The 20,512-nt window shown below is 66.3% G+C and carries 15 protein-coding genes; 14 read left to right on the top strand and 1 reads right to left on the bottom strand.

Annotated features, from left to right (window positions below; genetic code table 11):
• Positions 1-143: 143 nt before the first annotated feature.
• Positions 144-2,792: a pyruvate dehydrogenase (acetyl-transferring), homodimeric type gene (gene aceE, locus AT700_RS26140; protein WP_003114556.1), complete on the bottom strand. Its 2,649-nt coding sequence runs from the start codon at positions 2,790-2,792 to the stop codon at positions 144-146.
• Positions 2,793-3,073: 281 nt separating this feature from the next.
• Between aceE and glnE the strand changes: the two genes are divergently transcribed.
• The 14 genes from glnE (at position 3,074) to AT700_RS26070 (ending at position 20,369) form a co-directional block, all read left to right on the top strand.
• Complete coding sequence (glnE, locus tag AT700_RS26135; protein WP_003146359.1) at positions 3,074-6,022, top strand: bifunctional [glutamate--ammonia ligase]-adenylyl-L-tyrosine phosphorylase/[glutamate--ammonia-ligase] adenylyltransferase; 2,949 nt, start codon at positions 3,074-3,076, stop codon at positions 6,020-6,022.
• A gap of 55 nt (positions 6,023-6,077) precedes the next feature.
• The gene (ilvE, locus tag AT700_RS26130; RefSeq protein WP_003095783.1) at positions 6,078-7,001 is read left to right on the top strand and encodes a branched-chain-amino-acid transaminase; all 924 of its coding nucleotides are present in this window, start codon (positions 6,078-6,080) and stop codon (positions 6,999-7,001) included.
• A 59-nt stretch (positions 7,002-7,060) separates the two neighbouring features.
• Positions 7,061-8,098 carry a lipopolysaccharide heptosyltransferase II gene (waaF, locus tag AT700_RS26125; RefSeq protein ID WP_048521717.1) on the top strand — a complete coding sequence of 346 codons (1,038 nt, stop codon included), beginning with the start codon at positions 7,061-7,063 and terminating at the stop codon, positions 8,096-8,098.
• Positions 8,095-9,162 (top strand): lipopolysaccharide heptosyltransferase I, encoded by a 1,068-nt coding sequence (waaC, locus tag AT700_RS26120; RefSeq protein ID WP_003116147.1) that lies wholly within the window; start codon positions 8,095-8,097, stop codon positions 9,160-9,162. The genes waaF and waaC overlap by 4 nt, the downstream gene beginning before the upstream one ends.
• The gene (locus tag AT700_RS26115) at positions 9,159-10,280 is read left to right on the top strand and encodes a glycosyltransferase family 4 protein (protein ID WP_003116148.1); all 1,122 of its coding nucleotides are present in this window, start codon (positions 9,159-9,161) and stop codon (positions 10,278-10,280) included. The genes waaC and AT700_RS26115 overlap by 4 nt, the downstream gene beginning before the upstream one ends.
• Positions 10,277-11,083 (top strand): lipopolysaccharide core heptose(I) kinase RfaP, encoded by an 807-nt coding sequence (gene rfaP / locus AT700_RS26110; protein WP_003114553.1) that lies wholly within the window; start codon positions 10,277-10,279, stop codon positions 11,081-11,083. The genes AT700_RS26115 and rfaP overlap by 4 nt, the downstream gene beginning before the upstream one ends.
• On the top strand, positions 11,083-11,817 hold the full coding sequence (locus tag AT700_RS26105; RefSeq protein WP_003095773.1) for a lipopolysaccharide kinase InaA family protein: 735 nt from the start codon (positions 11,083-11,085) through the stop codon (positions 11,815-11,817). Before rfaP ends, AT700_RS26105 begins: the two co-directional genes overlap by 1 nt.
• On the top strand, positions 11,814-12,572 hold the full coding sequence (locus AT700_RS26100; RefSeq protein ID WP_003095770.1) for a lipopolysaccharide kinase InaA family protein: 759 nt from the start codon (positions 11,814-11,816) through the stop codon (positions 12,570-12,572). Before AT700_RS26105 ends, AT700_RS26100 begins: the two co-directional genes overlap by 4 nt.
• The gene (locus tag AT700_RS26095; protein ID WP_003123597.1) at positions 12,569-14,047 is read left to right on the top strand and encodes a lipopolysaccharide kinase InaA family protein; all 1,479 of its coding nucleotides are present in this window, start codon (positions 12,569-12,571) and stop codon (positions 14,045-14,047) included. Before AT700_RS26100 ends, AT700_RS26095 begins: the two co-directional genes overlap by 4 nt.
• Before the next feature lie 103 nt (positions 14,048-14,150).
• On the top strand, positions 14,151-15,908 hold the full coding sequence (locus tag AT700_RS26090; protein ID WP_003095766.1) for a carbamoyltransferase: 1,758 nt from the start codon (positions 14,151-14,153) through the stop codon (positions 15,906-15,908).
• Positions 15,892-17,028 carry a glycosyltransferase gene (locus tag AT700_RS26085; protein WP_033949960.1) on the top strand — a complete coding sequence of 379 codons (1,137 nt, stop codon included), beginning with the start codon at positions 15,892-15,894 and terminating at the stop codon, positions 17,026-17,028. Before AT700_RS26090 ends, AT700_RS26085 begins: the two co-directional genes overlap by 17 nt.
• Positions 17,022-17,918 (top strand): antimicrobial resistance protein Mig-14, encoded by an 897-nt coding sequence (locus AT700_RS26080; protein ID WP_048521716.1) that lies wholly within the window; start codon positions 17,022-17,024, stop codon positions 17,916-17,918. Before AT700_RS26085 ends, AT700_RS26080 begins: the two co-directional genes overlap by 7 nt.
• A 3-nt stretch (positions 17,919-17,921) precedes the next feature.
• A complete protein-coding gene (locus tag AT700_RS26075) occupies positions 17,922-19,340 on the top strand; it encodes a PIG-L deacetylase family protein (RefSeq protein ID WP_048521715.1) in 1,419 nt (472 codons plus the stop codon).
• A 72-nt stretch (positions 19,341-19,412) separates the two neighbouring features.
• Positions 19,413-20,369: a glycosyltransferase gene (locus tag AT700_RS26070; RefSeq protein WP_003114548.1), complete on the top strand. Its 957-nt coding sequence runs from the start codon at positions 19,413-19,415 to the stop codon at positions 20,367-20,369.
• Positions 20,370-20,512: the final 143 nt, after the last annotated feature.

Raw genomic sequence — 20,512 nt, 5'->3', positions numbered from 1 at the left:
TTCCTCTCCTTTTACGTGCCACCACCGCTGTGCGGCGCGCAAAACAAAGACTTTTGGTCCTTGGTTCGTTGTGAGCCGGCGCCGCCCGTTGGCGGCGCCGGCGTGCTCGAAACCCCTCGCTGCCGAGGGGAGTATGGAGCGAATTAGCAATCCAGCGGGTTGCGCTTCTCCGGATCGATACCGTACTTGGCGATGGCCTCGGCCACCACTTTCGGCTCGATATCGCCGCGATCGGCCAGCGCTTCGAGCGCGGCCAGCACCACCCAGTGACGATCCACTTCGAAGAAGTTGCGCAGCTTCTTGCGGCTGTCGCTGCGGCCGAAGCCGTCGGTGCCGAGCACCTTGTACTCCTTGGAGGGAACCCACTGGCGGATCTGCTCGGCGTAGAGCTTCATGTAGTCGGTGGAGGCGATCACCGGGCCGCGACGGCCGCCCAGGCACTCCTCGACGTAGCTCTGCTTCGGCTTCTGGCCCGGATGCAGGCGGTTCCAGCGCTCGACGGCAAGGCCGTCGCGACGCAGCTCGTTGAAGCTCGGCACGCTCCAGACGTCGGCGCCGATACCGAAGTCGTTGCGCAGCAGCTTGGCCGCTTCCTCGACTTCGCGCAGGATGGTGCCGGAGCCCAGCAGTTGCACGTGGTGAGCGGCTTCCTTCTTGTCCTCCTCGAGGAGGTACATGCCCTTGATGATGCCTTCCTCTGCGCCCTTCGGCATGGCCGGCTGGACGTAGTTCTCGTTCATCACGGTGATGTAGTAGAAGATGTCCTGCTGCTCTTCGATCATCTGCCGCGAGCCTTCGCGGATGATCACCGCCAGTTCGTAGGCGTAGGTCGGATCGTAGGTGCGGCAGTTCGGGATGGTCGAGGCCAGCAGGTGGCTGTGGCCGTCCTCGTGCTGCAGGCCTTCGCCGTTCAGCGTGGTGCGACCGGCGGTGCCGCCGATCAGGAAGCCGTGCGCGCGGCTGTCGCCGGCGGCCCAGGCCAGGTCGCCGATGCGCTGGAAGCCGAACATCGAATAGAAGATGTAGAACGGCAGCATCGGCTGGTTGTGGGTGCTGTAGGAGGTACCGGCGGCAATCCAGCTGGACATGGCGCCGGCCTCGTTGATGCCTTCCTCGAGGATCTGGCCCTTCTTGTCCTCGCGGTAGAACATCACCTGGTCCTTGTCCACCGGCTCGTAGAGCTGGCCGACCGAGGAGTAGATGCCGAGCTGGCGGAACATGCCTTCCATGCCGAAGGTACGGGCCTCGTCCGGGACGATCGGGACGATGCGCGGGCCGAGTTCCTTGTCCTTGACCAACTGCGAGATGATCCGCACGAAGGCCATGGTGGTGGAGATCTCGCGATCGCCGGAGCCGTCGAGCATGGCCTTCAGGGTTTCCAGCGGCGGAACCGGCACGCTCATGCTCTTCTGCCGGCGCACCGGCATGAAGCCGCCCAGCGCGGCGCGGCGCTCGGCCAGGTACTTGGCCTCGGCGCTGCCTTCTTCAGGCTTGTAGAACGGCAGCTTCTCCAGGTCGGCGTCCTTGACCGGGATGTCGAACTTGTCGCGGAACGCGCGCAGGCTGTCGACGTCGACCTTCTTCACGTTGTGCGCGATGTTCTTCGCTTCGCCGCTGCCGGTGCCGTAGCCCTTGATGGTCTTGGCCAGGATGACGGTCGGCTGGCCCTTGTGGTTGACCGCCTGGTGGTAGGCCGCATAGACCTTGTAGGGGTCGTGGCCGCCGCGGTTGAGCTTCCAGATTTCCTCGTCGGAAAGGTCCTTGACCATTTCCAGCAGTTCCGGACGCGCGCCGAAGAAGTGCTCGCGCACGTAGGCGCCGTCTTTCGCCTTGTAGTTCTGGTATTCGCCGTCGATGACCTCGTCCATGCGCTGTTGCAGCAGGCCGGCGGTGTCCTTGGCGAACAGCGGGTCCCAGAAGCGACCCCAGATGACCTTGTTGACGTTCCACTCGGCGCCGCGGAACACGCCTTCCAGCTCCTGGATGATCTTGGCGTTGCCGCGGACCGGGCCGTCGAGGCGCTGCAGGTTGCAGTTGATGACGAAGATCAGGTTGTCGAGTTTCTCGCGGCCGGCCAGGGAGATCGCGCCGAGGGATTCCGGCTCGTCGCACTCGCCGTCGCCCATGAAGCACCAGACCTTCTGCTTGCCGGCGGGGATGAAGCCGCGGCTTTCCAGGTACTTCATGAAACGTGCCTGGTAGATCGCCTGGATCGGGCCAAGGCCCATGGATACGGTGGGGAACTGCCAGAAGTCTGGCATCAGCCAGGGGTGCGGATAGGAGGACAGGCCGTTGCCGTCCACTTCCTGGCGGAAGTTCTCCAGTTGTTCCTCGCTGATGCGGCCTTCGAGGAAGGCCCGGGCGTAGACGCCGGGGGACGCGTGGCCCTGGAAGAACACCAGGTCGCCGCCGTGTTCGTCGGTGGGAGCCTGGAAGAAATAGTTGAAGCCGATGTCGTAGAGGGTCGCCGAGGAGGCGAAGGTGGAGATGTGGCCGCCCAGGTCCGGGTCGTGCTTGTTCGCCCGCATCACCATCGCCAGGGCGTTCCAGCGCACCAGGGAGCGGATCCGGCGTTCCATGAACAGGTCGCCGGGCATGCGTGCTTCGTGGGTTACCGGAATGGTGTTGCGATAGGGCGTGGTGATCGCGTAGGGCAGTTGGGTGCCGCTACGGCTGGCCAGCTCGCCCATGCGGGTCATCAGGTAATGAGCGCGGTCTTCACCTTCGCGGTCGAGTACGGACTCCAGGGCGTCCAGCCATTCCTGGGTTTCGACGGGATCGAGGTCTTGCATGGCTTGCTCCAGGGCGGAAAGGCTTCCAGAATCGGATGCCATAGGTGAGCGGCCGGCCTCGTGGGCGACCGCAGCTAATTCTTGGATGTTCTCCGGGGGTGTACCCGGCGACTTGTAGTTTTACTACAGATCAGTCTGAGAAACAGCCCTCTGGATACAATTTTTAGTAGTAAAACTACATTTCGATTGTCGCTGTCAGGCTATAAGGCCCGATGTAGAGCCTTTTCGACGTTGTGCGTCGAGCCTGTGGTCTTCGGTCGGAAGCCCAAACAGGATAGACCATGAGCCTGCCTTCGCTGGCGAATCTGCCGGCCACCCTGCTGCCCGCCGCCGAACGCGCCGGGACTGCCCTCCGCTCCGCTGTCGCCGCCCTCGATGCCGCCGCCCTGGCCCGCCTGGAGGCCTGGCCCGAGGAGCGCCTGGAGGATTTCCGACGGGTCGCCGCGGCCAGCGATTTCGTCGCCGAGCAGGCAGTGCGCGACCCGGCGATGCTGCTGGAACTGGCCGAACGCGGCGAGCTGGAGAACCCCCACGCGCCCGGCGAACTGCGCAGTCAGTTGCAGGCGCGGCTGGAGGATTGCGCCGACGAGGACGAACTCGGTCGGCGCCTGCGACGTTTCCGCACACGCCAGCAACTGCGCATCATCTGGCGCGACCTGACCCGCCGCGCCGCGCTGGCGGAAACCTGTCGCGACCTGTCGGCCCTGGCCGACGCCTGCATCGACCTGGCTTGCGAGTGGCTCCATCGGCGCCAGTGCGAGCAGTTCGGCACGCCGATCGGCCGGCGCTCCGGCGAACCGCAGCGGATGGTGGTCCTCGGCATGGGCAAGCTGGGCGCGGTGGAACTCAACCTGTCGTCGGACATCGACCTGATCTTCGGTTACCCGGAGGGCGGCGAGACCGAGGGGGCGAAGCGTTCGCTGGACAACCAGGAGTTCTTCACCCGCCTGGGGCAGAAGCTGATCAAGGCGCTGGATGCGATCACCGTCGACGGCTTCGTCTTCCGCGTCGACATGCGCCTGCGTCCCTACGGCTCCAGCGGACCGCTGGTCTACAGCTTCGCCGCGCTGGAGCAGTACTACCAGGACCAGGGGCGCGACTGGGAGCGCTACGCGATGATCAAGGCGCGGGTGGTCGGCGGCGACCAGCAGGCAGGCGAGCAACTGCTCGGCATGCTGCGGCCGTTCGTCTATCGGCGCTACCTGGACTTTTCCGCCATCGAGGCGCTGCGCACCATGAAGCAGCTGATCCAGCAGGAGGTCCGGCGCAAGGGGATGTCGGAAAACATCAAGCTGGGCGAAGGCGGTATCCGCGAGGTGGAGTTCATCGCCCAGGCCTTCCAGTTGATCCATGGCGGGCGCGACCTGAGCTTGCAGCAACGGCCGCTGCTGAAGGTGCTGGCGACCCTGGAGGGGCAGGGCTACCTGCCGCCGGCGGTGGTCGAGGAGCTGCGCGGCGGCTACGAGTTCCTGCGCTACGCCGAGCATGCCATCCAGGCGCTGGCCGACCGGCAGACGCAAATGCTGCCCAGCGACGAATACGACCGCATCCGCGTGGCCTTCATCATGGGCTTCGCCAGTTGGGCCGCATTCCACGAGCGCCTGAGCCACTGGCGGGCGCGCATCGACTGGCACTTCCGCCAGGTGATCGCCGACCCGGACGAGGACGAAAGCGGCGAGGCGGCCTGCGGCAGCGTCGGCGCCGAGTGGATCCCGCTGTGGGAGGAGGCGCTGGACGAGGAGTCGGCCAGCCGGCAACTGGCCGACGCCGGCTTCGTCGATGCCGAGGCGGCCTGGAAGCGTCTCAGCGATCTGCGCCACGGCCCCCAGGTACGAGCGATGCAGCGTCTCGGCCGGGAGCGCCTGGATGCCTTCGTTCCGCGCCTGCTGGCGATGACCGTGGAAAACCCCCAGCCGGACCTGGTGCTGGAGCGGGTCCTGCCGCTGGTGGAAGCGGTGGCGCGGCGTTCCGCCTACCTGGTGTTGCTGACCGAGAACCCCGGCGCGCTGGAGCGCCTGCTGACCCTCTGCGCGGCCAGCCCGATGGTTGCCGAGCAGATCGCGCGGTTCCCGATTCTGCTCGACGAGCTGCTCAACGAGGGGCGCCTGTTCCGTCCTCCACAGGCCGCCGAGCTGGCCGCCGAGCTGCGCGAACGGCTGATGCGGATTCCCGAGGACGACCTCGAGCAGCAAATGGAGACCCTTCGTCACTTCAAGCTGGCCCACGGGCTGCGGGTGGCGGCCTCGGAGATCGCCGGCACGCTGCCGTTGATGAAGGTCAGCGACTACCTGACCTGGCTGGCCGAGGCGATCCTCGTCGAGGTCCTCGAACTGGCCTGGCGGCAGTTGGTGCAGCGTCATGGCCGGCCGTTGCGCGCCGACGGCACGCCGTGCGATCCGGACTTCGTCATCGTCGGCTACGGCAAGGTCGGCGGGCTGGAGTTCGGCCATGGCTCGGACCTCGACCTGGTGTTCATCCATGACGGCGACCCCCAGTGCGAGACCGATGGCGGCAAATCCATCGATGGCGCGCAGTTCTTTACCCGCCTGGGGCAGAAGATCATCCATTTCCTCACCGCGCAGACGCCATCCGGCACCCTCTACGAGGTCGACATGCGCCTGCGTCCGAGCGGCGCGGCCGGCCTGCTGGTGAGTTCGCTGGGCGCCTTCCAGCGCTACCAGGAGCAGGAGGCCTGGACCTGGGAGCACCAGGCGTTGGTCCGCGCCCGGGTGCTGGCCGGTTGCCGGCGGGTGCAGGCGAGCTTCGAGGCGGTACGTGCCGAGGTGCTGGCGAGGCCGCGCGATCTCGACGCGTTGCGCACCGAAGTCAGCGAAATGCGCGCCAAGATGCGCGACAACCTGGGAACCCGCGCGACCGCCGCCGGTACCGCCTCGAATGCCTTCGAGGCCACGGCAGCCTTCGATCTCAAGCACGATGCCGGTGGTATCGTCGATATCGAATTTATGGTGCAATATGCGGTTCTAGCTTGGTCCGGAGAACACCCGGCGCTGCTCGAATTCACCGATAACATCCGCATTCTGGAAGGACTGGAACGGGCTGGCCTGATCGCCAGCGAGGACGTCCGTCTCCTGCAGGAGGCCTACAAGGCCTATCGCGCAGCCGCACACCGCCTGGCACTACAGAAGGAGGCCGGGGTCGTGAGCGGCGAGCACTTCCAGACGGAGCGGCGAGAAGTGATCAGGATCTGGCGCGAGCTGCGGCTCGGCTGATCCACTCAGGCACGTAACGCAAGTACGTAACGAATATCTGAAGGAGCTGGCAACTATGTCGATGGCCGATCGTGATGGCGTGATCTGGTATGACGGTGAACTGGTGCAGTGGCGCGACGCGACCACGCACGTGCTGACCCATACCCTGCACTATGGAATGGGCGTGTTCGAGGGCGTGCGCGCCTACGACACCCCGCAGGGCACGGCGATCTTCCGCCTGCAGGCGCATACCGACCGGCTGTTCGACTCCGCGCACATCATGAACATGCAGATCCCGTACAGCCGCGACGAGATCAACGAGGCGACCCGCGCCGCCGTGCGCGAGAACAACCTGGAAAGCGCCTATATCCGCCCGATGGTGTTCTACGGAAGCGAAGGCATGGGCCTGCGCGCCAGCGGCCTGAAGGTCCATGTGATCATCGCCGCCTGGAGCTGGGGCGCCTACATGGGCGAGGAAGCCCTGCAGCAAGGCATCAAGGTGCGCACCAGTTCCTTCACCCGCCACCACGTCAACATCTCGATGACCCGCGCCAAGTCCAACGGCGCCTACATCAACTCGATGCTGGCCCTCCAGGAAGCGATCTCCGGCGGCGCCGACGAGGCCATGATGCTCGATCCGGAAGGCTACGTGGCCGAAGGCTCCGGCGAGAACATCTTCATCATCAAGGATGGCGTGATCTACACCCCGGAAGTCACCGCCTGCCTGAACGGCATCACTCGTAACACTATCCTGACCCTGGCCGCCGAACACGGTTTTAAACTGGTCGAGAAGCGCATCACCCGCGACGAGGTGTACATCGCCGACGAGGCCTTCTTCACTGGCACTGCCGCGGAAGTCACGCCGATCCGCGAAGTGGACGGTCGCAAGATCGGCGCCGGCCGCCGTGGCCCGGTCACCGAAAAGCTGCAGAAAGCCTATTTCGACCTGGTCAGCGGCAAGACCGAGGCCCACGCCGAGTGGCGTACCCTGGTCAAGTAAGCACCGAAGAAGGGTGTGACAGGGAGGCGAAAGCCTCCCTGATCATTTCCGGAGCCTGAATGAGAATTCTGATCGTAGGTCCCTCCTGGGTGGGGGACATGGTGATGGCGCAGACCCTGTTCCAGTGTCTGCGCCAGCGGCATCCCGAGTGCATGATCGACGTGCTGGCGCCCGAGTGGAGCCGACCGATCCTCGAGCGCATGCCCGAGGTGCGCCAGGCCCTGAGCTTCCCGCTCGGCCACGGGGTGATGGACGTCGCCACACGGCGCCGGATCGGACGCGGCCTGCGCGGTCAGTACGAGCAGGCGATCCTGCTGCCCAACTCGCTGAAGTCGGCGCTGGTGCCCTGGTTCGCCGGAATACCGAAGCGTACCGGCTGGCGCGGCGAGATGCGCTACGGGCTGCTCAATGACATCCGCAAGCTCGACAAGCAGCGCTATCCGCTGATGATCGAACGCTTCATGGCCCTGGCCTTCGAGCCGGGCGTGGAGTTGCCGAAGCCCTATCCGCAGCCGCGCCTGCGGATCGACGACGGCAGCCGCCAGGCGGCGCTCGACAAGTTCGCCCTGAGCCTGGACCGCCCGGTGCTGGCGCTCTGTCCCGGCGCCGAGTTCGGCGAGGCCAAGCGCTGGCCGGCGGAACACTACGCCGCGGTCGCCGAGGCGAAGATCCGTGCCGGCTGGCAGGTCTGGCTGTTCGGCTCGAAGAACGACCATCCCGGTGGAGAGGAGATTCGCCAGCGCCTGATTCCGGGGTTGCGCGAGGAGTCCTTCAATCTTGCCGGGGAGACTTCGCTGGCCGAGGCCATCGACCTGATGTCCTGCGCTGGCGCGGTGGTGTCCAACGATTCCGGCCTGATGCACGTGGCGGCCGCGCTGGATCGCCCGCTGGTGGGCGTCTATGGCTCCACCTCGCCGCAGTTCACCCCGCCGCTGGCGGACCGGGTGGAGATCGTCCGCCTCGGTCTCGAGTGCAGCCCGTGCTTCGAGCGCACCTGTCGCTTCGGCCACTACAATTGCCTCCGCGAGCTGCCGCCTGGCCTGGTATTGCAAGCCCTGGAGCGGCTGGTCGGCGACCCTGCCGAGGTCGCCGGATGAGGGTGCTGCTGGTCAAGACCTCGTCCCTCGGCGACGTGATCCACACCCTGCCGGCGCTTACCGACGCCGCCCGGGCGATTCCCGGCATCCAGTTCGACTGGGTGGTGGAGGAAGGTTTCGCCGAGATTCCCGCCTGGCATCCGGCGGTGGCGCGGGTGATCCCGGTGGCGATCCGGCGCTGGCGAAAGAACCTCTGGCAGACCCTGCGCAACGGCGAATGGCGGCGCTTCAAGCAGCGCCTGAAGGAAGTCGACTATGACCTGGTGATCGACGCCCAGGGGCTGCTGAAGAGTGCCTGGCTGACCCGCTACGTGGGCAAGACGCCGGTCGCCGGTCTCGATCGCGACTCGGCGCGCGAGCCGCTCGCCAGCCGCTTCTATCGCCGTGCCTATCCGGTCGCCTGGGGACAGCATGCGGTGGAGCGCACGCGCCAGTTGTTCGCCCAGGCGCTGGACTACCCGTTGCCCGAGTCGGTCGGTGACTATGGCCTGGACCGCGAGCAGTTGGCCGACGCCGACCCTGGCGCGCCGTACCTGGTGTTCCTGCACGGTACTACCTGGGACACCAAGCATTGGCCGGAAGCCTACTGGCGCGAACTGGCCGAGCGCATGTGCGAGCGCGGCTGGTCGGTGCGCCTGCCCTGGGGCAGCGCCGCCGAGCGGGAGCGGGCCGGGCGCCTGGCGGCGGGGTTGGAAAATGCCGCGGTACTCCCCAGATTATCCCTGGCCGGCATGGCCAAGGTGCTTGCCGGCGCGCGCGCCTGCGTGGCGGTGGATACCGGCCTCGGTCACCTGGCGGCGGCGCTGGACGTGCCGACGCTGTCGCTGTTCGGCCCGACCAATCCTGGCTTCACCGGCGCCTACGGGCGTTCCCAGGTCCACCTGGGCAGCGACTTCCCCTGTGCGCCGTGCCTGAAGAAGACCTGTACCTACCAGCCGACCGAAGAGGATCGCAAACTGTTCGATCTCAAGCGTGAGCAGCCGCTGTGCTTCACCCGGCTGAATCCCCAGCGCGTGGCCACCCAGCTGGAGGCCATGCTGCTGGCCCCGGAGACCCTCCGATGACCCTGGCGTTCATCCTCTACAAATACTTCCCCTTCGGCGGCCTGCAGCGTGACTTCATGCGCATCGCCCTGGAATGCCAGCGGCGCGGGCACGACATCCGCGTCTATACGCTGATCTGGGAGGGCGACGTGCCGGACGGCTTCGAAGTGCTGGTGGCCCCGGTGCGCTCGATCTTCAACCACCGGCGCAACGAGAAGTTCACCGCGTGGGTCCGCGCCGACCTGGACAGGCGCCCGGTGCAGCGGGTGATCGGCTTCAACAAGATGCCCGGACTGGATGTCTACTACGCCGCCGACGCCTGTTTCGAGGAAAAGGCCCAGACCTTGCGCAACCCGCTGTACCGCCAGTGGGGCCGCTACCGCCACTTCGCCGGCTACGAACGGGCAGTGTTCGACCCGGCCTCGAAGACCGAGATCCTGATGATCTCCGAGGTGCAGCAGCCGCTCTTCGTCAAGCACTACGGCACCCAGGCCGAGCGTTTCCATCTGCTGCCGCCGGGGATCAGCCAGGATCGCCGGGCGCCGGCCAACGCCGCGGACGTGCGTGCGGAATTCCGCCGCGAGTTCGGCCTGGAGGAGGACGACCTGCTGCTGGTGCAGATCGGTTCCGGCTTCAAGACCAAGGGCCTGGATCGCAGCCTGAAGGCGCTGGCCGCGCTGCCCAAGGCGTTGCGCAGGCGTACCCGGCTGATCGCCATCGGCCAGGACGATCCCAAGCCGTTCCTGCTACAGATCGCCGCCCTCGGTCTCAACGACCAGGTACAGATCCTCAAGGGTCGCAGCGATATCCCGCGCTTCCTGCTCGGCGCCGACCTGCTGATCCACCCGGCCTACAACGAGAACACCGGTACGGTGCTGCTGGAGGCGCTGGTCTCCGGCCTGCCGGTGTTGGTGACCGATGTCTGCGGCTATGCCCACTACATCGCCGAGGCCGACGCCGGGCGGGTGCTGCCGAGTCCCTTCGAGCAGGACAGTCTCAACCGCCTGCTCGCGGAAATGCTGGAGGACGCTCCGGCGCGCGCCGCCTGGTCGCGCAATGGCCTGGCCTACGCCGATCACGCCGACCTCTACAGCATGCCGCAGCGCGCCGCCGACCTGATCCTCGGGGAGGCCTCATGAGGCTGGTGCTGGAAGAGCCGTTCAAGCGCCTGTGGAACGGGCGCGACCCGTTCGAGGCGGTGGAGGCGCTGCAAGGCAAGGTCTACCGCGAACTGGAAGGGCGCCGCACCCTGCGCACCGAGGTCGACGGGCGTGGCTACTTCGTCAAGATCCACCGTGGCATCGGCTGGGGCGAGATCGCCAAGAACCTGCTCACCGCCAAGCTCCCGGTGCTCGGCGCGCGCCAGGAGTGGCAGGCCATCCGGCGCCTGCACGAGGCCGGCGTAGCGACCATGACCGCGGTCGCCTACGGCGAGCGCGGCAGCGATCCGGCGCGGCAGCATTCCTTCATCGTCACCGAGGAACTGGCGCCGACCGTGGACCTCGAGGTGTTCTCCCAGGACTGGCGCGAACGTCCTCCACCGCCGCGGCTCAAGCGCGCGCTGGTCGAGGCGGTGGCGCGGATGGTCGGCGACATGCACCGTGCCGGAGTCAACCATCGCGACTGCTACATCTGTCATTTCCTGTTGCACACCGACAAGCCGGTGAGCGCGGACGATTTCCGCCTCTCGGTGATCGATCTGCACCGTGCCCAGACCCGCGACGCCACGCCGAAACGCTGGCGTAACAAGGATCTGGCGGCATTGTATTTCTCTGCGCTGGACATCGGACTGACGCGTCGCGACAAGCTACGCTTCCTGCGCACCTATTTCCGCCGGCCGTTGCGCGAGATACTGCGCGACGAGGCCGGCCTGCTGGCCTGGATGGAACGCAAGGCGGAAAAACTCTACGAACGCAAGCAGCGTTACGGAGACCTGCTCTGATGGCGGGGTGGACCCTCGAACCCGATTACCGTCACCTGGCCGCCGACTTCGGTAGCCTCGATAGCGTGTTCGCCCTGGAGGGCGAGCGCCTGACCCGCGACCCGTTGTCCGAAGTCATCCGCATCGAGCGCGACGGCGTGCGTTACTACGTCAAGCGCTACCGCAGCGCCGGCAAGGGCCTGCGCCGCTACCTGGCGCGACCGCGGATCAAGGCCGAGTGGCAGAACCTCAAGCGCTTCGAGAAGTGGGGCATTCCCACCGCCGAAGTGGTCGCCTGGGGGCTGGAGCGCAAGGCCGGCGCCTTCCAGCGCGGCGCCATGATCACCCGCGAGCTGCCGGGCACCGAGGACTTGTCGGTGCTCGCCTGCAACCGGGATCCGCGCCTGAAGGACCCGCGCTGGGTGGACGGCGTCAGCCGGCAGATCGCCAAGGCTACGCGCCTGATGCACGACCAGCATTTCACCCATAACGACCTGAAGTGGCGCAACCTGCTGGTGGACGACCAGCCGCTGGTGTATTTCATCGACTGCCCGAACGGCGCGTTCTGGTGGAGCTTCATGCTGCGCTATCGGATCACCAAGGACCTGGCCTGCCTGGACAAGGTGGCCAAGTACCACCTGTCGCGCACCCAGCGCCTGCGCTTCTACCTGCAATATCGCCGTCGCCGGCACCTGAACGAATCCGACAAGAAGCGTATTCGCCAGGTGGTGGCTTTCTTCGAGGGGCGCGAATGAGCGTTTTCATCGCCGCGCAGGATCACGACCTGCTCCAGCGCAACCGTCTGGACAGCTTCGACGCCCTGTGGGCCTTGCAGCTGGACGCCGTGGACGAACCGAATACCGAGCGGGGTGGCTGGAGCAGCGTCTACCGCCTCGACCTGGGCGACTCCGCCTACTACCTGAAGCGCCAGAGCAACCACCTGACCCGCAGCCTGCGCCATCCGCTGGGCGAGCCGACCTTCGCCCGCGAGTTCCGCAACATCGAGCGCTACCGGGCGCTGGGCATTCCCGCCCTGCAGGCGGCGTTCTTCGCCCAGCAGGCGGTCGGCGGAGAGCGCCAGGCGATCCTCCTGACCCGCGCCCTGGACGGTTGGCAGGACCTGGACACCTGGCTGGCGTCCTGGCACGACCTGGCCGAAGAGCGGCGCCGGGCGATTCTCCGGGCGGTTGGCAGGCTGGCGCGCCAGCTGCACGCCGCCGGACAGATGCATGGTTGCTTCTATCCCAAGCATGTATTCCTCCGCGAGGGGGCCGATGGTGTCTTCGAGGCCTGCCTGATCGACCTGGAGAAGACCCGCCCGATCTGGTTCGGCCGCCGCGACCAGGTCAAGGACCTGGAGCCGATGCTGCGCCGTGCCCCGGACTGGAGCGAAGCGGACGTGCACGAATTCATCTCCGCCTATGTCGACGAACCCCTCGACTCGGCCGAGGTCGAGCAGTGGTATCGCCTTCTCGACCAGCGCCGTCGGCGCAAGGAGTCGCGCCGATGAGACTGGCCGAACTGCAAGCCGCCGGGCGCCACCCGCAACTGCCATTGCGGGTGACCCTGGCGGATGGCGCTGGCGCTGCCGAACTGCGCCTGGACAGTCTGCTGCGGGTGCTGCCCGGGCAGCGCTACGTCGGTGCCGGCGAATGGCGTGGGCGCAAGGTGCTGGCCAAGCTGCTGGTGGGCGGCAAGGCCGCACGGCATTTCCAGCGCGAACTGGAAGGGGCGCGTCTGCTCGCGGCCCAGGGGCTGACCACCCCGGCGCTGCTGGCCGACGGGCTGCAGCAGGGCGAGGGCGGCTGGCTGCTGTTCGACTACCTCGACGCGGCGCAGAGCCTCGGTGACGCCTGGCGTGCGGTGGAGGCCCAGGCGCCGCTGGGCGATGCCCAGCAAGCGGTGCTCGGCGAAGCCCTGGCAGCCATTGGCGAGCTGCATGCAAAGGGCCTCTGGCAGGACGACCTGCACCTGGACAACCTGTTGCGCCACGCCGGCCGCCTGTATCTCATCGACGGTGGCGGCGTGCGTGCGGAAACTCCCGGCCAGCCGCTGTCGCGACAGAAAGTGCTGGAAAACCTCGGGGTGTTCTTCGCCCAGTTGCCGGCGCTCCTCGATCCTTTCCTGGAGGAGTTGCTGGTGCATTACCTGCTGGCCAACGGCGAGCATGCGCTGCCGCTCGAAGCCTTGCAGAAGGAAATCGCCAAGGTTCGCCGCTGGCGGGTGCGCGACCTGCTGAGGAAGGTCGGTCGCGACTGTAGCCTGTTCAGTGTCGTGCGCGGTCCGTTCCGCCTGTTCGCCGCCCGCCGCAGCGAGGCCGAGACGATGGCGCCCCTGCTGGCGGACGCGGACCGCCTGATCGCCGCCGGCCACGTCTACAAGGACGGCGGCGCGGCCACCGTCGCCCGGGTCGAAGCGAACGGCCGCACGCTGATCATCAAGCGCTACAACATCAAGGGCTGGGTCCATTGGCTGAAGCGCTTCTGGCGGCCGAGCCGGGCCTGGGCCTCCTGGCGCGAAGGCAACCGCCTGGAATTCCTCGGCATCGCCACCGCCCGTCCGCTGGCGATGCTGGAGCGGCGCTGGTGCTGGCTGCGCGGGCGCGCCTACCTGATTACCGATTATCTCGGCGGTCAGGATATAATCGCTCGTTTTAAGCCTTGCCTGGACATGCCCGATGGCGCCGTTTCGCCACCGGAAGCCGAGTTGGCGGCACTGGATCGGCTGTTTTCGACGCTGATCCGCGAACGCATCAGCCACGGCGACCTGAAGGGACACAACCTGTTCTGGCAGGCCCATGAACAAGGCGGCGAATGGGCGCTGATCGACCTGGACGCGATGCGCAAGCATCACAGCCAGGCGTCCTTTGCCCGCGCCTACGCCCGCGACCGCGCGCGCTTCCTGCGCAACTGGCCGCAGGACAGCGGCCTCTACCGGCTGCTGGAGCAACGGATTCCCCGCCTCGGCGACGCCGCCGGGGCTTGAAGGACAAGCGACGACCACCGCCTGCGGCGGTCGACGAGTTAAACGAAAGCCGCGGTTGTCGGTCCCACTCCGCAACCGCGAGCTGCTTTGAAGAGGTTCTACCGTGGCATTGACCGTCCTAGGCCTGTCTGGCGCCGTAAGCCATGACCCGTCCGCCGCCCTGTACATCGACGGCAAGCTGGTCGCGGCCGTCGAGGAAGAGCGCTTCGTGCGCGACAAGCACGCGAAGAACCGCATGCCCTACGAATCGGCGAAGTTCTGCCTGGAGCAGGCAGGGATCGAGCCGGCCGATGTCGACGTGGTGGCGATTCCCTTCGCTCCCATCAGCATCATGGAAAAGGCCCGCTGGCACTACGCCAAGCGCTACGCCTACGCGCCGGATCGCGCGCTGGATGCGATCCTGCTCGGCAACCGCCGCTACAAGCGTTACTACAAGCGCATCGAGTGGTGCCTGCAGCAACTCGGCTTCGACCTGAAGAAAATCAAGATCCAGCCGGTCGAGCACCACCTTGCCCACGCCTCCAGTGCCTACCATTGCTCGGGGTTCAAGGAAAAGACCGCGATCCTCGGCATCGACGGCAAGGGCGAATACGCCACCACTTTCTTCGGCTGGGGCGAGAACGGTCGGATCCACAAGATCAAGGAGTTCTACGATCCGGATTCGCTGGGCGGCCTGTACGGCGCGATCACCGAGTACCTCGGCTTCGACATGCTCGACGGCGAGTTCAAGGTCATGGGCATGGCGCCCTACGGTGACGCCAGCAAGTACGATTTCTCCCGTCTCGCCAAGTTCGAGAACGGCGAACTGGTGATCAACACCGACTATGCCAACGTCATCGGCTTCCGCCGCTACAAGGAGAAAGGCAAGGGTTACTACTTCTCGCCCAAGCTGATCGAGTGGCTGGGGCCCAAGCGCGAAGGCGACATCGCCGACGATCCCTACATCCATTACGCCGCGAGCATCCAGGCGCTGTTCGAGAAGCTCGCGCTGGAGATGATGGACTACTACCTCGGCGATATCATCCGCGAGACCGGCAAGGTCGCTTTCGCCGGCGGCTGCGCGCTGAACGTCAAGCTCAACCAGAAGATCATCTCGCGCCCCGAAGTGAAGGAGCTGTTCGTCCAGCCGGCGGCCAGCGACGCCGGCACCGCGGTCGGCGCGGCGGCCTACGTGTCGCACCAGCGCGGCGTGCCGGTGGAGAAGATGGAGCACGTCTACCTCGGCCCGGAGTATTCCAACGAGGACGTCATCGCCGCCTGCGCCCGTCACGAGGCCAGGCCGCAGTGGCAGAAGATCGACAACCGCAGCCGGCGTATCGGCAGGATCCTTGCCGACGGCAACCCGGTGGCCTGGTTCCAGGGACGCATGGAGTTCGGTCCGCGTGCCCTCGGTGGCCGCTCCATTCTCGGCTGCCCGAGCGTGCCGGGCGTGGCCGACCGGATCAATGCGCAGATCAAGTTCCGCGAGCGCTGGCGACCCTTCTGCCCGTCGATGCTGGATACCGTCGGCCCGCAGATGTTCAAGATCGACCACCCGGCCCCGTTCATGACCTTCACCTTCGAAGTCAACGAAGAGTGGAAGGAGCGAGTGCCGGAAGTGGTGCACGAGGACGGCACCTCCCGCGCCCAGGTGCTGAAGCGCGAGTACAACCCGCGCTACTACGACCTGATGAAGGAACTGGAGAACCTCACCGGCAACGGCGTGGCCCTGAACACTTCGCTCAATCGTCGTGGAGAACCGATGATCTGCTCGCCGACCGACGCCCTGAACATGTTCTTCGGCTCCGATCTGCAGTACCTGATCATGGAGGACATCCTGGTCGTGAAGGAGGGCGTGGACTGGTATGACTCGGTCGGCTGAACCTCGCGTCCTGCAGTTCTGTCACGGCTACGACGGGCCTTTCCTCGACTGTGCCCGTCAGTACGCCAGCCTGTTCGCCGGAACCCCGTACAAGGTCACCACGGTGTTCCTCACCGGGCGTTCCGATCCTGAGGTGGCGGCGCGTTGCGCCTCCGACGAGGTACTGTTCCTCGAGTACGGCTCCAGGGACATCCGTGGCCTCAAGCTGAAGGCGATCCGCGACTTGCGCGAGATCGCCCGTTCGCGCGACTTCCGCTTCTGCATCGCGCACCGCTTCAAGCCGATCTGGATCGCCAGCCTGGCCACTCGTCTGCCGATCATTGGCGTGCACCACGCCTTCGGCGATTACCAGCGGTTGTCGCGCAAGGTCTTCGCCGGCCTGATGAGCAAGCGCCTGAGCCTGCTGGCGGTGTCCGACGCGGTGCGCGACGATATCCGCCGTTGCCTGCCGAAGTGGCCGGCGGAGCGGATCGAGACGCTCTACAACCGCATCGACGTCGCTGCGCTGCAGGCCGAGCAGGTCGAGCGCCTGAGTGCGCGCCGGCAACTGCGCCTGCCCGACGAGGCCTGGGTGGTCGGCAACGTCGGCCGCCTGCATCCGGACAAGGACCAGGCTACCCTGCTGCGCGGCTTTGCCGCCGCGCTGCCGCGCCTGCCGCAGAACAGCCTGCTGGCGATCCTCGGCAGCGGCCGCCTGGAAGAGCAGCTCAAGGACCTGGCCTGCGAACTGGGTATCGGCGAGCGCGTGCTGTTCCTCGGCCAGGTCGAAGAGGCACGGCGCTACTTCAAGGCGTTCGACGCCTTCGCCCTGAGTTCCGACCACGAGCCGTTCGGCATGGTCCTGCTGGAGGCCATGGTCGCCGGTGTACCGCTGATCGCCACCGCCTGTGGCGGCGCCCGCGAAGTGGTGGAAGGGGTCGGCATCCTCTTCCCGCTGGGCGACGAGACGGCCCTGGCCGAGGGCCTGACCCACCTGGCGGCGCTTGACCGCCGCCAGCGCGAGGCCTGTGCTCGGCTCATGCTCGAGCGCCTGGAGACACGCTTCTCCGACGCTGCGGTGCGCCGCGAATTCTGGCGCCTGCCGACGATTGCCGGCTTCGCTTCGGAGTCTGCATGCTGAACAGGTTGCGCGCCTTCCGCGAACGCGGTTGGCGCGAAGTGGACGCGCCGACCTACGCCCAGGCCTGGCAGCGTTTCGGCGGCAGCGTCGCGACCCACCCGCTGGTGGTCGAGCAACTCGCCGAAATGGCTGGAATCCCGGTGCGTTACCTGGGTTGGGAGAGCGCTGGCGAACTGGTTGCGGCGATCCCGACCTGGGGCCGCCACCTGGCGTTGTCCAAGGACGTGCTCAAGCGGCGCGGCAAGAAGGGCCTGTACGACCTGGGCAACGCCGAACTGATCCTGCCGGTGGCCGACGATGCCCGCATCGCCCTCCGCCATGCGGGACGCTACCTGTCGGCGCTGCATGAGCGGAACATCGTCACGCTGCGCCCTCAGACCGAGCAACTGGCTTTCGCTCGCGCCCCCGAGGATTTCTCCAAGAAGTTCCGCTATAACCAGCGGCGCGAAGTGCGCCTGGTGGAGGAAGCTGGTGGCCAGGTGCGCCAGGCAGACAGCTTCCCCCCGGCCGAGTTCGCCGCCATCTATCTTGAACTGTTCCAGCGTCGCTGGGGTTTCCCGGCCACCGGCGCGGAGCGCATGGCCGAGGTCTTCGAGCGGCTGCGCGAATTGCTGCGCGGCTCGGTCCTGCTGCTCAACGACCAGCCCATCGCGGTCCAGGTACTGTATCGCGCCGAAGCGCCGGGCTGGCTCAGCGTCGAGTACATCAACGGCGGCGTCGATCCGCAGACCCGCGAGTTCAGCCCTGGCAGCGTGCTCAGTTACCTGAACACCCAGGCCGCCTGGGAGGATGCGCGAGCGCTGGGCAAACCCCTGCGCTATTCGTTCGGTCGCGCCGACCGCGAATACAAGGATCGCTGGTGCCATCCTTCTCCGGTCTTCCAGGTCTGAAGCATGAGCGCACGCAAGCAGCAGTTGCTCAAGCGTCATCGACGCAACAAGCGGATCGGCCTACTGGTTGCGCTGCTGGCATTGCTGGCCGTCGGTCTGCTGGTCAGCCCCTGGTTGTTGCCGATCCTCCTCGTGGCCCTGTGGGTCGCCCACGAAGCCTGGTTCGCCGATCACCTGTTCTATTCGCCGGGCGAGGACTACCGCTACCGTTTCGCGGAAGGGGTCGAGTCGCTGCCGGTACGCCTGGCGGATGGCCGTCTGCGAGTCGACGGTGAGCTGCGCGAAGGCGATACGCTGGTGCTTGGCATCGGCGTGCGCGCTGGCTGGCTGGGGCGCTTCCTCGAACCCTCGGTGCTGCTGGAAGGTGGCGCGGAGGCCGATGCCCAGGCTTTCGAACGTGGGGTGAACGGCTTGCGCTACCTGAACCTGACGGGACTGGCCGGGCCGCTGGGCGAGGGCCGGATTCGCCTGCGCGGCCGGCATTGCCGGCTGGTCGGCGAACCGACCCTGTGGCGTGCGCGCCATCCCGACTACCGTGATCGGCGGGTGATGGTCATCGCTCCGCATGCCGACGACGCCGAGCTGGCCGCCTTCGGCCTCTACAGCCAGGCTCGCGAGGCCTGGATCGTGACCCTGACCGCCGGCGAGATCGAAACCGAGCATTACCGCCGCATGGGCCTCGACGGAATAGCTGCGGCGCGCCTGAAGGGCCGCCTGCGCGCCTGGGATAGCCAGGCCGTGCCGACGTGGGGTGGGGTGCCGGCCGAGCGCTGCGTGCAACTGGGTTATTTCTGCCTGCAATTGCCTGCCATGCAGGCGAACCCGGGCGAGGTGGTGCCGTCCCGTGAGGCCGATCTCACCGATATCCGTCCGTTCCGCCAGTTCAACCGCCTGCGCCTGGCCAGCGATGCCGACGGCCTGTCGACCTGGAACAATCTGCTGGCCGATCTCCGCGAGCTGATCCTGCTGGCACGTCCCGAGGTCATCGTCCTGCCTCATCCGCATTTCGATCCGCACCCGGACCATGTCCGCGCCCAGGAGGCTGTGCGCGAGGCGCTCCAGGGCCTGGACTGGCAGCCGCAGGCATTGTTGCACTATGCCAATCACCTGCACGACAACGATCGCTGGCCGATGGGCGATGCGCACATGGGGGTCAGCCTGCCACCGCTGACCGAAGAATGCTCGCCGTTGCTGCCATGGACGCTGGCGCTGGAGCGCACGCGCCAGGTGGACAAGGCCATGGCCTTGGGCATGATGCACGACCTGCAACCCAGGCCGCCGTTCAAGCGCCGTCTGCGCCGCCGTCTGCAGGGCTGGCTCGCCGGGCGTCGCTGGCCGGCTTACGGCGAGGACGAGTTCATGCGCAAGGCGGTGCGTCGGCACGAGTTGTTCTGGGTGGAGTCGCTGGATGGGGAGGCGTGATGCTTGGGTCGAGCGTTCGGCAAGGTTCGAGCCGCCATGCTGCTTCGGAGCAGCCGCGAGGATGAAGGTCTGATGAAAGTTCTGTTTCTGGTCCAGAAAGAGCAGCGCGCGATCCTGGATCGCCTGTACGACGGCATCGCCGCCCATTGCGAGTGCGATACCCGCTGGCTGAGCAGCGAGGAGCAGGCCGACCTGCGCGGCTACTTCCGCAAGCACGTGGATGTCTCGCGCTACGACCGCATCCTGTTCTTCCTCCGTTTCAAGAAGGAAATGCGCCAGGTCCGCTTCATCCGCAGCGTGCCCAACCTGGTGATCCTCGAGCACGATGCCTACCAGAACTACATTCCCTGCAAGTACACCGGCAAGTTCAGCGCCCATTACCGGCGCCTGCCCTGGGCACGGGTGATCAGTTCGGGCCATACGGTCAGCGAACGCCTGCGCCAGGAGGGATTCGACGCGGTATTCGTGCCCAAGGGCTACGACCAGACCCTGTTGCATGACCTGGGCCTGGCGCGCGATATCGAGCTGGGCTTCGTCGGCAGTACCGGCAGCGTGGCCTACAGTGGACGCAAGGCGCTGCTCGACGAGTTGGGCGGAGTGGAGAACCTGCTGGTGACCAAGACCAAGTCCGGCGAGGAGTACCTGCGCACGCTCAACCGCATCCGTTTCTTCGTCAGCGCGGATGTCGGCATGGGCGAATACATGATCAAGAATTTCGAGGCGATGGCCTGCGGTTGCGTACTGCTGGCCTACGACCAGGGCGAGCGGGAAAACGAGGCCTTGGGTTTCCGGGACATGGAGAATATCGTGCTGTATCGCTCGGTGGCGGACATCCAGGAAAAGCTCGCGATCCTGCGCCTCGACACGGCCCTCGCCGAGCGGATCGCGCGAAGCGGCCAGGCGCTGGCCATCGAACGATTCAGCTTCGCCGCTGTCGGTCAGAGTATCGTCGAGGCCATGCGGCCCGCGTTGCGCGAGCCGGAGCGTCCCGGATGGCTGGAGAAGACCTGGCGACGTATTTTTACCTGAGAGTAGCAGCCGAAAAGAGCTGGGGCTTCAGGCGTGTTTGCTATTGTTCAGCTTGTTTTTCCGGGCTGGGGGGAGGTGTAGGACCGATGAAGATCGCAGGATCGCTCATGCATGTCTGGCGCTTTGAATGGGGACGTGAAAGA

The organism is Pseudomonas aeruginosa, assembly GCF_001457615.1.
In the GTDB taxonomy this organism is placed as follows: Bacteria; Pseudomonadota; Gammaproteobacteria; order Pseudomonadales; family Pseudomonadaceae; genus Pseudomonas; species Pseudomonas aeruginosa.
The sequence above is the reverse complement of the archived record's forward strand: the minus strand, read 5'-3'. Positions and strand labels throughout refer to the sequence as shown.

Bases quoted from the DNA above. Each gene is read 5' to 3' on its own strand.
- AT700_RS26085 (WP_033949960.1), top strand. From the start codon at position 15,892: ATGACTCGGTCGGCTGAACCTCGCGTCCTGCAGTTCTGTCACGGCTAC.
- aceE (WP_003114556.1), bottom strand. From the start codon at position 2,792: ATGCAAGACCTCGATCCCGTCGAAACCCAGGAATGGCTGGACGCCCTG.
- rfaP (WP_003114553.1), top strand. From the start codon at position 10,277: ATGAGGCTGGTGCTGGAAGAGCCGTTCAAGCGCCTGTGGAACGGGCGC.
- glnE (WP_003146359.1), top strand. From the start codon at position 3,074: ATGAGCCTGCCTTCGCTGGCGAATCTGCCGGCCACCCTGCTGCCCGCC.
- AT700_RS26115 (WP_003116148.1), top strand. From the start codon at position 9,159: ATGACCCTGGCGTTCATCCTCTACAAATACTTCCCCTTCGGCGGCCTG.
- AT700_RS26105 (WP_003095773.1), top strand. From the start codon at position 11,083: ATGGCGGGGTGGACCCTCGAACCCGATTACCGTCACCTGGCCGCCGAC.
- AT700_RS26080 (WP_048521716.1), top strand. From the start codon at position 17,022: ATGCTGAACAGGTTGCGCGCCTTCCGCGAACGCGGTTGGCGCGAAGTG.
- waaC (WP_003116147.1), top strand. From the start codon at position 8,095: ATGAGGGTGCTGCTGGTCAAGACCTCGTCCCTCGGCGACGTGATCCAC.
- AT700_RS26095 (WP_003123597.1), top strand. From the start codon at position 12,569: ATGAGACTGGCCGAACTGCAAGCCGCCGGGCGCCACCCGCAACTGCCA.
- waaF (WP_048521717.1), top strand. From the start codon at position 7,061: ATGAGAATTCTGATCGTAGGTCCCTCCTGGGTGGGGGACATGGTGATG.
- ilvE (WP_003095783.1), top strand. From the start codon at position 6,078: ATGTCGATGGCCGATCGTGATGGCGTGATCTGGTATGACGGTGAACTG.
- AT700_RS26070 (WP_003114548.1), top strand. From the start codon at position 19,413: ATGAAAGTTCTGTTTCTGGTCCAGAAAGAGCAGCGCGCGATCCTGGAT.
- AT700_RS26100 (WP_003095770.1), top strand. From the start codon at position 11,814: ATGAGCGTTTTCATCGCCGCGCAGGATCACGACCTGCTCCAGCGCAAC.
- AT700_RS26075 (WP_048521715.1), top strand. From the start codon at position 17,922: ATGAGCGCACGCAAGCAGCAGTTGCTCAAGCGTCATCGACGCAACAAG.